10 protein-coding genes and 1 pseudogene are annotated in these 12,176 nt (G+C 36.7%); 2 read left to right on the top strand and 9 right to left on the bottom strand.

What is annotated here, in order from left to right; translation table 11 throughout:
* Positions 1-5: 5 nt before the first annotated feature.
* Together QRE67_RS01250 and QRE67_RS01245 are read right to left on the bottom strand one after the other, a co-directional pair.
* Positions 6-962 carry an ABC transporter permease gene (locus QRE67_RS01250; protein ID WP_286123193.1) on the bottom strand — a complete coding sequence of 319 codons (957 nt, stop codon included), beginning with the start codon at positions 960-962 and terminating at the stop codon, positions 6-8.
* Between the two features lie 108 nt (positions 963-1,070).
* Positions 1,071-2,798 carry an ABC transporter substrate-binding protein gene (locus QRE67_RS01245; protein ID WP_286123192.1) on the bottom strand — a complete coding sequence of 576 codons (1,728 nt, stop codon included), beginning with the start codon at positions 2,796-2,798 and terminating at the stop codon, positions 1,071-1,073.
* A gap of 495 nt (positions 2,799-3,293) precedes the next feature.
* Between QRE67_RS01245 and QRE67_RS01240 the strand changes: the two genes are divergently transcribed.
* On the top strand, positions 3,294-3,491 hold the full coding sequence (locus QRE67_RS01240; protein ID WP_286123191.1) for a hypothetical protein: 198 nt from the start codon (positions 3,294-3,296) through the stop codon (positions 3,489-3,491).
* Between the two features lie 15 nt (positions 3,492-3,506).
* Here the strand turns inward: QRE67_RS01240 and QRE67_RS01235 are convergent, their stop codons facing one another.
* The 7 genes and pseudogenes from QRE67_RS01235 to QRE67_RS01205 all read right to left on the bottom strand — a co-directional run bounded on the left by QRE67_RS01235 (position 3,507) and on the right by QRE67_RS01205 (position 11,171).
* Positions 3,507-4,652, bottom strand: a complete 1,146-nt coding sequence (locus tag QRE67_RS01235) for an ABC transporter permease (RefSeq protein WP_286123190.1) — start codon at positions 4,650-4,652, stop codon at positions 3,507-3,509.
* 11 nt (positions 4,653-4,663) lie between these two features.
* Positions 4,664-5,860: an ABC transporter permease gene (locus tag QRE67_RS01230; protein ID WP_286123189.1), complete on the bottom strand. Its 1,197-nt coding sequence runs from the start codon at positions 5,858-5,860 to the stop codon at positions 4,664-4,666.
* Positions 5,861-5,875: 15 nt separating this feature from the next.
* On the bottom strand, positions 5,876-6,808 hold the full coding sequence (locus QRE67_RS01225; protein ID WP_286123188.1) for an ABC transporter ATP-binding protein: 933 nt from the start codon (positions 6,806-6,808) through the stop codon (positions 5,876-5,878).
* A 139-nt stretch (positions 6,809-6,947) separates the two neighbouring features.
* The gene (locus tag QRE67_RS01220) at positions 6,948-7,610 is read right to left on the bottom strand and encodes a response regulator (protein ID WP_286123187.1); all 663 of its coding nucleotides are present in this window, start codon (positions 7,608-7,610) and stop codon (positions 6,948-6,950) included.
* Complete coding sequence (locus tag QRE67_RS01215) at positions 7,607-8,800, bottom strand: sensor histidine kinase (RefSeq protein ID WP_286123186.1); 1,194 nt, start codon at positions 8,798-8,800, stop codon at positions 7,607-7,609. The genes QRE67_RS01220 and QRE67_RS01215 overlap by 4 nt, the downstream gene beginning before the upstream one ends.
* 230 nt (positions 8,801-9,030) lie before the next feature.
* A pseudogene (gene abc-f / locus QRE67_RS01210) lies at positions 9,031-10,965 on the bottom strand (ribosomal protection-like ABC-F family protein).
* Between the two features lie 71 nt (positions 10,966-11,036).
* Complete coding sequence (locus QRE67_RS01205; RefSeq protein WP_286123184.1) at positions 11,037-11,171, bottom strand: RAxF-45 family protein; 135 nt, start codon at positions 11,169-11,171, stop codon at positions 11,037-11,039.
* Positions 11,172-11,590: 419 nt separating this feature from the next.
* Here QRE67_RS01205 and QRE67_RS01200 point away from each other — a divergent pair, with 419 nt between their 5' ends.
* Complete coding sequence (locus tag QRE67_RS01200; RefSeq protein WP_286125165.1) at positions 11,591-11,731, top strand: spore coat protein B; 141 nt, start codon at positions 11,591-11,593, stop codon at positions 11,729-11,731.
* The last annotated feature ends 445 nt before the right edge of the window (positions 11,732-12,176 follow it).

Below are 12,176 nucleotides of genomic sequence, written 5' to 3'. Positions count from 1 at the left end.
CCTCCTTACTTCAATCGAATGCGCGGATCAACAACCGCATATAATATATCTGCCAAAAAGTTTGCGATGATTGTTAAACAGGAAAGAAACATTGTAAATGCCATTAACACTGTATAATCACGAAAATTCAATGCCTCCAATTGGATGCTGCCAATACCTGGCCAGTTAAAAATTTGTTCAATGATGATTGCACCAGAAAACAATCCTGGTAATTCAAAAGCAATTAAAGTGATCGCTGGTAAAATCGCATTTTTTAATGCATGTTTATAAATGACTACTTTTTCTTTCAATCCCTTCGCACGTGCAGTTCGAATATAATCTTGTCGTACCACTTCAAGCATACTTGTTCTGAAATAGCGTGTTAGTGACCCCACACCAAGAAGTGTTAAAATAAATACCGGTAAAATCATATGCCGCAGTACTTCCAATATGTACGTGAAACCAGTCGAATTACTACCGACATCAATCATACCGCCGATTGGTAATAGGTTTAAATCAACAGCTAACACTTTAATTAGGAATAGGCCGATAAAGAATGATGGAAACGACATTGCCGCAAAGACACCAATTGTTACAAGTCTATCAAACAATGAATGTTGTTTTGTTGCCGAAAGAACACCGATAATAAGTGCAATTAACCAAGTGAAAAATAAAGCGGCAACAGCAACAATAAAAGTATTCCAAATAAATTTGTTCAATAATGATGTAACAGGCTCTTGATATTGCAATGAGAACCCAAAATCACCTGTTAGTGCATTACCAAGCCAATGAAAGTATCTTTCAATAACTGGTTTATTTAATCCATATATTTCTCTTAACTCTTGTGCCCGTTCTGGTGTTAACTTCGGATTAGAATCCACGTAATCACCAGGAAGGAGAGCAAACAAGAGAAAGATAATGATTGATGCACCAAACAATGTCGGAATCATTTGTAACAATCTACGAATGATATATGTTTTCACCTTTTGTCCCCCCAATCTTATGTGCTTAAAAATAGAAGAACATTTTTTCAGAGCAGCACTTTGTTATTTGCTGGATGAAAAAATGTCTTCTATTATACTCACTTATCTTTATTGTTCAATCGATAATACTGGTAAGTTTGAGCTAATACCGTCGTATTTTTCTGGATTAATACCTTTTATGCGATCGTTATAACCATAAAGAAGTTTACGATAGTTTAATAAAATAACAGGTGGATCATCACTTAACTCTTTATATAACTCTTTATAAATTGATTTACGCTTTTCAATATCGACCGTTTCTAAACCTTTTTGAATTAGCTCATCTACTTTTGGATTTTTATAACCTGCATCGTTATTAGGATTTGTAGATAAGTAATCAATCACTGTTTCACTCGGATCACTAATCCCTGGTGTTGAAACAGCTGCTAAATCATAATCCCCTTTGCCAACCTTTGAAAGCATTGTATTGAAGTCCATTAACTCTGGGTTAAATTCAACCCCAATCGCTTTATAGTTTTCCTTTGCAATTGGTATAAAGATATCATTAAATTTCCCTGTATTTGGTGCATAATACGTTAATTTTAATTTTTGACCGCCTTTTTCACGGATACCATCAGAGCCAACTTTCCATCCCGCTTCATCTAGTAATTTTTTTGCTTTTTCCACATCATATTTGTATTTATTAATACCTTCTTCCGTATATGCCCAAGACACTGGAGCAATTGGTACATTCGCAACACTTCCATAACCTTGCAGAGCAGTATCTACATATTTTTGACGATCTAATCCGTAAATAAGCGCTTGGCGTACCTTTTTATCTTGTAAATATGGTTTTTTATTATTCATATAGATATAAGCAAAATCACTTGATGATTCAATATTGATGTTGGCAAACCCTAGTGCTTTCAATTGCTCAATATTATCTGGATCTGCTTTGAATCCACTATAATCAAGTTCTCCCGTTTGGAATAATTGGAAACCAGTATCCCCTGACGTAATTTTGTAAATAAAGTTTTTAATTTTTGGTTTCCCTGCATAATAGTGTTCGTTAGCAACGAAACGAACTTCTTGACCAGGAACATATTTGTCAAATTTATAAGGTCCCGCAGCAATTGGCTGACCGTATAATGCTTTTAAATAATCTAAACTTGTATTTTGTTTATAATCTTTTCCATAATATGCTTTAGATAAAACAGGTCCTCCCAGACTCGTTAATGCTTGCGAGTTTACCTTTTCTGTCGTGATTGTAATTGTTTGCGGATCAACTACTTTAATTCCTTCAATAGAAGTTGTTTTTCCCTCTTTATAATCTTTCCCACCTTTAATTGCATATTGGGAAATATCCTCACTACCTTCGTAGGATTTATCATGTAGTAATGTTAACGTGAATGCCACATCGTCTGCTGTAAGCGGTGAACCGTCACTGAACTTTAGGTTTTTACGTAAATGGAATGTGTATGTTAACTGATCAGAAGATACATTCCATTTCTCTGCAAGCTCTGGTATCGGCTTACCTTGTGTATCCCTTGATACAAGAGAAGCAAACATGACAGATGTTACGTTACCATCCCAACCGTTTTCTTGAAAGTATGGTAAGAAAACGCCCCCTGGTTTAGAAATGGCAGTAATGAAAGTATCTTTTCGCTGATTCGCTTTCTCTGGACTTTTCTTCTTGTCGGTAGCTGCAATTTTTTCTATCTTTAAATCTTTCAAATCTTGCTGTTTTGCTGGTTCTGTCGAAGCCTTTTCTTCTTGTCCTCCACACGCTGATAACACGAGCGAACTACTCAGTAAAACGGAAAATACACCAGCCCATTTTTTTGACTTTTTCTTCATTGTCCCCACCCTAACTTTTTTGTAATAATTACACTTTATGAACGGCTTGCCTTATGTATGCCTCCCATAGCAATACATTTTATAACCTATAGGAAAAGTCGGTTTTAACTATAAAAAAATAGACATTTATGAGGGGTAACAGTTTTATTCCGACTTTTCCAGTAGACTTTATGGTTATTAGCTTATATCGTTCATTATATTTTGTCAATTATTTCTATATAAATATTTTTAGAATTTTTATACAATTAATGTTGAATCTTTAGTTTTGGTAACCTTAATAATATTCTATTGTAGTTATCTTCTTGTAATCCTTGTATTCTCGCATTATGAGCGGAAACCTCTTTACTATTATTTAAGAATATAACGGGCGGATCCTCACTGATCAAAGTTTTACTTTATCAATAGAACCTGCTTGAAAATTCTTCTCAAAAACCATTCTATTATGTCTTGGACAGACATAGAATAATAACAAACTACCAAAAAGGGGGCGAAAATATGGACAAACTATTTCTATATGTCTTACACTACATTGCTTTAACATTTATGATAGTTGGGGCATTGCTGCTGTTTCCATTCTTCCCGAAGTTCGTCCTCTTTTTAGCATTTCTCTTCATGCTCGGGATTGCGATTACTATTTCCATGGAATCAGATGAAACACAAAAAGAAAGCAGAGTCCAGCGTGCGAAGCTGTAGACTCTGCTTTCTTTTTCAATCATAGCGTATTCTTGTTAAACCAATGACAAAAAATGCACCCGCAAATAGAAGTAAGACCCCAATATACCCTGCTATATCTGTCAGTGTTCCACCTCGAGCAATCAACTCTGTAAAACCACGCATCGCCCACGTTTGTGGTACAAAGTCCGCTACCTTTTGCATCCATTCAGGTTCTATTTCAATTGGCCAATATAACCCACTAATCATACAAGTTGAAACGATAACGATATTACCTAAAGCTGATTGTTGCTCTGTTGTCTTTACAATACTTGCTAATAATAAAGCTAAACCAATGACAGCCAGTAACAACACTGAAACAAGAACAATAATCCCTAATGTGTCTCCCCATTGTACCTCAAACAATTTATTCGTTAATATCATAAGAATTCCAAATTGAATCCAGCCAATTAAAAAGAATGAAAGAATATATCCGCCAAGTATTTGTGCCTTTGTAACAGGTGTTCCTAGCAAACGATGCCATACACCTAATTGTCTTGCTTTTAAGATCGTTCCTGTTGCACTAAGCGTAACAATCATCACAAATAAAATCGAAAACCCTGCCGCTCGAGCTGATACGTTATTAATTTTTTTCTCTCCCGTTACAATGGACTCCTTTTGAATTGGAATAGGCTCTACTTTTGTATGAATCATTTCATACATTGTTTCCCAAGACTTGCTACTCTTTTGCTCCCATATACGAGATCCTTTCACTTCTACTTCCATCTTTTTCAGTACACTTTGTAGTACTTGTTCTACAGAGGCACCACCCGTAAAGTCAGCGCTCGATTGAAAGGTAACCTTATCTTTTTTTCCATCTACCATATTTTTTTGAAAATCTTTTGGAATCGTCACAATGCCAGAAACCTTTTTATTTTTAACCTTCTTCTTCGCTTCCTCATACGTTGCTTTTTCTATATGAATTAAGTCGCTTTTCTCTAATTCTTTATAATAGGAACTTGATAATTTCGATTGATCTTGATCGATTACGCTAATATTTACCTTCTCGTTCCCACCGCCACCTAAAAGTCCACCAAAAATAAGTGTAAAAATAATTGGCATCCCGAACATAAGCAAATAGCTTTGTGGCTTTATTAATATTTGTTTTAGCTCCAAAGAGCAAATAGCCCACATTTTACTCATTCCTTCTCCCCCTATCTCGTACGTAGCCGGAATGTTCCAATGATGACAGAAATAATTCCCACACTAGATAAACTTAAGATAATTGGTAATAACGTATCCCAAGATGTTCCTGACATAATATCTAGAAAACTTGTAAGTGCCCATTTATTTGGGGCAATATTTGCAACTTTTTGCAGTGTATCTGAGAATGCGTAGATTGGTAGCATAGATCCTCCTAATACCGCTAACAGTTGAATCCCAATTCCCCCCATCATATCTGCTGTCTTTTCCTCACGAATGAATGCTGCGATTAACATTGATAGACCGGAAACACAAATTGCATAAGAGATCCCAACTAGAGAGAGCTGCATAATATCATCTCCCCAGTTCACCCCAAACGCATAATGGGTCGCAACAACAAACAAACCGAATTGAAGACATGCAAACAATAATGTTCCAAAAAACTTTCCTAATAAAACTGAAAATGAACTTGTCGGTGTGCTTAATAATCTTGCTAATGTTTCTGTACGTTGTTCCGTCACAATTGATTTTGCACCATCGGTTATGTTAAATAATAAAAACATAACTAACATCGCCGCTGCATAATATTGCATCGCAACGACTGTTTTCTTGCCAATCGTTCCCTTATCAATTCCATCTTCATTTGAAATTGCTATCCTTTGTAACTCCTCACTCACCTCTTTTGCAACCTGCCCTATATTTTCTTGCTGTGATTTTTCCAAATCAGTCACAATACTCTTCGTCGAGAAAGCGACCGTTTGGGCATGTTCTGAAAAAGAACGAACAAATGATTCAGCAATTTTTGTCTGTATCTCTTTTGCTGGATCCGTAAGCAATTTTGTTTCTTTCAATCTCCCATCCTGTATATGCTCACTCCACTTCCCTGGAATGATAATCCCAACATCAATTTTCTTCTGCTTTAACATCTCTTCTAACTCTTTTCGAGAGGCTGCTACTTCCACTTTCACATCATCTTTTATTTCTTTAGATTCTAATATATCCTTTCGAAATACATCAGCAAATGCATCCGTGTCTTCTTGATAATAACCAATTACCGTTTTCGGTAAACCACCGCTGTCTAATACACCGCTTAAGGCTGACCCCAAAATAGCTGTTAATACAAGTGGCATAAGTAGCATCATCATAAAACCACGCCGGTCCGTAATACGAATTTTTAAATCTTTCCATGCGATGATAAAACTTTTCATGATTTACCCGCCTCCTTAATCACGAAGTGAACGTCCTGTTAACTGTAAAAAGAGCGCTTCTAAGTTCGGCTCTTGTACTTCAAGCTTTAAAATTTGCACATGATTTTCCACAACTTCCGAAACAACCGTACCGACAGCCTCACCATTCTTCAATCCAATATCGAGTGTATTCGTGTCTTCATCTACGATAATGCGCTCTACAGTAGGAATTCCCTGTAACTTCTGTAGCAACGCTTGATTGTAACGATTCACTTGTAACTTCACCATAAAGCCATCGGCAAGACGGTTACATAATTCAGTTTTCGTCCCTAGTGCAATAACCTTTCCATGATCGACAATGGCAATGCGCTCACATAAATACTCCACTTCTTCCATGTAGTGGCTCGTATAAATCACCGTCATTCCCTTTTCATTTAACCCCTTCACTGTTTCTAGAATGTGATTCCGTGATTGCGGATCAATACCAACCGTCGGCTCATCCATAATTAATAACTCTGGTTCATGCATCAGCGCTGCACCAATATTTATCCGGCGTTTCATTCCACCAGAAAATGTTTCAATCTTATCTTTCGCACGATCTTGCAAACCAACGTATGCTAACACTTCATCTGCACGCTTCTTGGCCGCTGCTCCGCTCAATCCATACATCTTCCCCCAGAAGATTAAATTCTCTTTTGCCGAGAGTGTAGGATACAAAGCTATATCTTGTGGAACAACGCCAATTTTCCGCTTTGCTTCCAGTGGATAACCCTTTACGGACTTCCCTCCAACCTGTATATCACCGCTATCATAAGGAATAAGGCCACAAATCATCGAGATTGTTGTCGATTTCCCCGCACCATTTGGACCAAGTAAACCAAATGTCTCCCCTTTCTCAATCGAAAAAGATACATTTTTTACAACTTCCTTTTTCCCAAATGATTTTGTAATATGATCTACGACTAACATGTCGATTCAACCCCTTTAAAGTAATCTTCAACATCATTGTAAAAGAATTTCCTCTTCCTTCCATCTCTCTTAAGATAGAAATGCATAATAAAAAAAGCAGCATTCTCTGCCGCTTCTTCATACTCATCTATGCCAAAAGTCATGTGTAAGCTGTTACACCGTATCGTACAGCAAAAATGGCTGCTTGCGTTCGATCTCTCAGCTCTAACTTACTAATTACATTTGAAACGTGATTTTTTACTGTGCCCTCTGTAATAAATAATTTCCGGGAAATTTCTTTATTATTTAATCCAAATCCAAGTTCTCGTAATACTTCCGCTTCACGCTCTGTTAATTGCTCTATTTGCTTTGGCGGAGCCTGCTCTAACATACCGCCTGCTTTTGTTCGCTTTAACTCTTTCACAATTTGCGCCGTTATATCTTGCGGAAGCACCACTCCTCCTGCATGAACCGTCAATATCGCCTGTACAATAGCGTCGGTCTCCATATCTTTCAATAAATAACCGCTAGCCCCTTGCTCCAATGCCTCAAAAATAAGTTCGCTATCATTAAATGTAGTCAGCATAAGTACTTTTATATCCGAAAATCTTTCTCTTATTAACCGAGTTCCCTCTACGCCATTTGTATGTGGCATTCGAATATCCATTAAAATGATTTCCGGTCGTAATTGTTCCGCTTTTTGTACAGCTACTTTCCCATCGGCAGCAGTTCCTACCACTTCAAGCTCTGGACGTAAATTTAATAACATTGCTAAACCGTCCCGAACAAGTGATTGATCATCTACAATCATAATTCGAATCATACCGTTCCTCCTATTATCCACATCTTTTCTCTAAGTGGGAACTCGGTCTTTAATCGAAACCCTTTCTCTTTTTCACTTTCAAATCGAATTAGTCCACCGTGCTCTTCTATACGTTCTTTCATATTAATTAGTCCAAAACCAGGACTTACTTCATTTACTCCTATGCCATTATCCGAAATAGATAATACAACCCTTTCATCTAAACAACACAAAGCCAATTCACATATGGTGGCTTTTCCATGCCGCTTTGCATTTGTTAACGACTCTTGCATAATACGCAGTAAAGTAGGTTGTAATGACAATGGAATTATGATTGGATCACCTTGTAATTGAAACGTTACTTGTACATCCGTTCCCTTTGAAAACTCCTCTAACATCTCCCGCATATTCACAATTATATTCCCTGAATGCTGTTCCTCCTTCAGCGTTCGAACTGATGCCCTAACCTCTTGGAGCGATTTTCTCGCTAGTTCATGACATGTATGTAAAATCACTTCTGTTTGATCTGATTTTTGCTTCCATAACGCTTCTGCAAGTTGCAGTTGAACAAGTAATGCCGTCATATTATGACCGACTGTATCATGAATTTCTCGGGCAATATCATTTCTCTCACGAACGGACGTTAGTTCTTCCACTTCCTTGGCGTAAAGCTGTAACTGTTCATGTGCTTCTTGAAGAGCTGCATGAGATAGCGTCAATTTTTCATATTGTTCATCTACCATTTGATGGGCTACAGTTAATTTTCTAATTAATCCTCCTGCCAAAGCACTAAATACAACAAACATAAAATTAATGACATTGTTCCAAATATCTATTTCTCCAATATGTAAATATGTATATAGTAAAATAGTAAACCAGGATAGAAAGAAAAAACTTACGAAAAAATATACCACTGCTTTCGAACGAACATTAATAAATAATCCTACCGCCTCAATCCCAAATATAATCAAATATAGAGATGTCTGCGGAAATAAAAATCCAAATATGGCTGTGATAATTCCATTTGATAACAATATGAAAATACTACGCCATTTTCCTTCATACGACATCATAAGCAAAACATGATTTATAAAATAAACAAAACATGCTACACCAACAAATATTTGCAATCCTAATGTTTCACGTGAAACATGTAGAGCATATATAACACAAATAAATACAAGTGTAAGTAAACGGGCGTAGCCTAGCATTAATTTCACCTCTCAGTCTTTGATTATTATGCTTATTTCCCTACATTTAAAAAAACACCTTCACGAATTATAGTATAAATAATTTTATAACAACACCCATACAAACATTCGCTCAATAAAGTGAGACCTTAATCAGTGGGGGTTTTACTGCCCGTTAATACGGGATAAATAAAGAAAAACAAGCCTTCCACACTCATATACGTGAGAGAAGCGACTTGTTTTTCATTTGTCTATTCCATCATGTTTTCTAATTGATGATATAATTCTGTACGCAACAACTCTTGCACTTCTTTTTCTTTATATAATTGTGCCAGCACTTCAGCATCTTGTACATGCTCCATTTCGCATTCTAATGTGTATATTTTCGTTTCTACATGCATAAGATTCGTTTCCAGCTCTTCTATATTTTTAGATTCCTGTTTCTTCGTACTTATTACTTTCGTTTTTGGAACAATTTGTTCTTGCTCTTTAGATTCTGTTTTCTCTCTTCCTTCTTGCCATTTTTCACGGGCCCACGCATAATTCCCGATAAACTCAAACAGTGTTTTCCTATCAATCCAATACGTTTTCTCAAACAATTTATTTAAGAAATAGCGATCATGTGAAACAGCGAGTATCGTTCCATTATATTGTTCAAGAGCCTCTTCCAGTACTTCTCTTGATTCAATATCCAAATGATTTGTCGGCTCATCTAATACAAGAAAGTTAACATCTTGATACATCAGCTGTGCCAACCGTAGCCTCATCCGTTCGCCTCCACTCAGTTGGTTCACTTTTTTAAAGACTGCTGGACCGTAAAATAAGAAGCGAGCTAATATGTGACGGGCTTCTCCCTCTGTTACAGCAACATGCTCTCGAAAAGCCTCTAATACGTTATATTTTACGTTCGCATATGCATGTTGCGATAAATAACCAATCTTCACACCGCTACCAATACGCACTTCTCCAGCGTCAGGTTGCATTTCCTCCAGTAACAATTTCAATAATGTTGTTTTTCCTGTACCGTTACGACCAACAATCGCAATATGCTCTTGAAACCGAATGTGTACATTTACGTGCTGAAATAACGTACGATTAGCAAAACACTTACCGACTTCCTTCATCACAACAACATCTTTCCCGCTTCTCTCTTGTCCTTCAAACTGAAGCCCCATCTGCTTTCTCTCTAAAATTGGCCTTTTCAATTTCTCTATCCGCTCTAAAGCACGCTCCATATTTCTCGCTCGTTTATGAAGTCCTTCACTCGGAGGATTCGCCTGATTCGCCCATTCTCGCAGACGTTTAATCGCCTCTTTCATTTTTTTGATTTTCTTTTGTTGCTCCTGGTACGATTGAAATTCTTGCAACAATCTTTCTTCCTTTTCCTTCACAAACTGCGAATAATTCGTGTAGTATACATGTAGTTCACCATCTTCTAAATCAAAAATCTTCGTCACAACTTCATCAAGGAAATAACGATCGTGTGAAATAACAACAACTGTCCCCGCGTACTCTTTTAAAAATTGTTCCAGCCATTCCACCGCAAATAGATCTAAGTGATTCGTTGGTTCATCTAAAAGCAATAAATCTGGTTTTTGAAGAAGCATATACGCCAAGCTAACCTTCGTCTGTTCTCCACCACTTAAATTTGTAAAGATACGAGAAAACAGTTCTGTTACTTGTAAACCATTGGCAACCTTCATTATATTTGCTTCTATTTCATAACCGCCTAAAAATGCAAATTGCTCTTGTACTACCCCATATCTCTCCATCAATTGTTGCAAAGCATTCTGCTCTTGTTCCTCACTCATACTTTGTTCTAACTTTCGTATTTGTTGTTCTAACTCTTTCTCTTTTGCAAACGCAGAGCTTAATACGTCATACACAGTCACTTCATCACCAAACTTTGGAATCTGTGCCACGTGACCAATACGTGTACCTTTCTTCATATGAATGGCCCCGCTATCTACAAGCTCCATACCTGTTAACAACTGAAAAATTGTTGTCTTCCCACTACCATTTCGTCCCACTAAGCCGATGCGGTCACCATTCTTTATTTCAAGTGATATATTTTCAAATATGATGTTTCCACCAAATGATTTCGTTACATTGTTTACACTGCAAATTGTCATCTTTTCCGTACTCCTTTCAACGTAAAAAACCATGGAGAAAGAAACTTTCCCCATGGTTTTTTCATAGAAAAAGGAAGCCAAATAGCTCCCTTTTCACACGCTCTATAAAATGGGTGAAGAGATCTCTATCGTTCAATAGCTGTTATGCAATTGCTAAAAAAGGGCATACGTATCCCGTTAGCAACTACACCATGAAAAATCGCACGACAAATATAGATAAAATCTAAAAATTGTGTGCGCACAGCTACAGAACGTTTCATCTCATTCACTCCTTTCGTACGAAAATTTATACTTACTTCTTTATTATACTTTCCAATTTAACGTTTGAATAGTCATTTTTCTGAAAATAATGAAGATAGACGAAACATTTCAATATATGACATCCAACCTTACAAAACTGTTATGTTCCCGTAATGGAAAGCGATAGTACGAAATGACGCCTCCTTATACAATAAAGATGTAAACAAGAGATGAACAAAGGGAGGAACCAATCATGATGAAAGAAATCGTAAAAGCAATCTTCGAAGTGCTAGTAAACGGACAAGCAGTTGTAAAAGAACTAAATCAATTATAAGAAAAGGAGTGAACAAGAAATGATGAACATGGTAAAAATGATTATCCACGCTTTAATTGATGCAAAAGCAGTTAGCCAAGAATTAAACGAAAAATAAAAGGGGAAATAAATATGAAGAAAGCCATTATTGCACTCGTAAGTACAATCTTTGTCGCACATACAGTAAAGTATAGAATACAGAAACAGAAAGAAACAGCAACAAAAAACACTTTATATTATCCATACACATTATTAACGAAAAAATAAAAGACCAGATACCCTTATAATGTTAGGATATCTGGTCTTTTGTTTTTTCTATTAAAAATTGCTGTTCCACAATTTTTTTGTTCTTCCATTTCTTATCTCCTTCTTCTATCCTAGTTCACCCTTCTCACTATAAAGGATTTCTGTTTCCTTTTCACGAATATAGTAGACGGGAATTTCACACATATTTTTAAAGGGACATATGTCAACTACCCACCACTTAAACGCGAACGCGTTTTGAAGTGGGGGCTTGTAAAAAGAGCCTTGGTTGTCTAGCCTCAGTCTTTTGTGGGCTACGTTCGTAGGTTGCATACCCAAGAATGATTCCCTAGTTTTTGGCTCTATGGTGGCTCTGTAACAGTTCTGATTGGGAAGGAACGGTCAACCACAAGCCTTCTTTTATAAGAAGTTGCCAACACCTACAAACATTGGCGAAGGGAAACAAACT

Source organism: Bacillus sp. DX3.1 (genome assembly GCF_030292155.1).
Lineage (GTDB): Bacteria > Bacillota > Bacilli > Bacillales > Bacillaceae_G > Bacillus_A.
This window is presented reverse-complemented; position numbering and strand designations above follow the sequence as displayed.

What these genes read in the sequence shown, in the direction of transcription:
- QRE67_RS01245 (WP_286123192.1), bottom strand. Translation starts at nt 2,798, where the DNA reads ATGAAGAAAAAGTCAAAAAAATGGGCTGGTGTATTTTCCGTTTTACTG.
- QRE67_RS01240 (WP_286123191.1), top strand. Translation starts at nt 3,294, where the DNA reads ATGGACAAACTATTTCTATATGTCTTACACTACATTGCTTTAACATTT.
- QRE67_RS01235 (WP_286123190.1), bottom strand. Translation starts at nt 4,652, where the DNA reads ATGAGTAAAATGTGGGCTATTTGCTCTTTGGAGCTAAAACAAATATTA.
- QRE67_RS01230 (WP_286123189.1), bottom strand. Translation starts at nt 5,860, where the DNA reads ATGAAAAGTTTTATCATCGCATGGAAAGATTTAAAAATTCGTATTACG.
- QRE67_RS01225 (WP_286123188.1), bottom strand. Translation starts at nt 6,808, where the DNA reads ATGTTAGTCGTAGATCATATTACAAAATCATTTGGGAAAAAGGAAGTT.
- QRE67_RS01220 (WP_286123187.1), bottom strand. Translation starts at nt 7,610, where the DNA reads ATGATTCGAATTATGATTGTAGATGATCAATCACTTGTTCGGGACGGT.
- QRE67_RS01215 (WP_286123186.1), bottom strand. Translation starts at nt 8,800, where the DNA reads ATGCTAGGCTACGCCCGTTTACTTACACTTGTATTTATTTGTGTTATA.
- QRE67_RS01205 (WP_286123184.1), bottom strand. Translation starts at nt 11,171, where the DNA reads ATGAAACGTTCTGTAGCTGTGCGCACACAATTTTTAGATTTTATCTAT.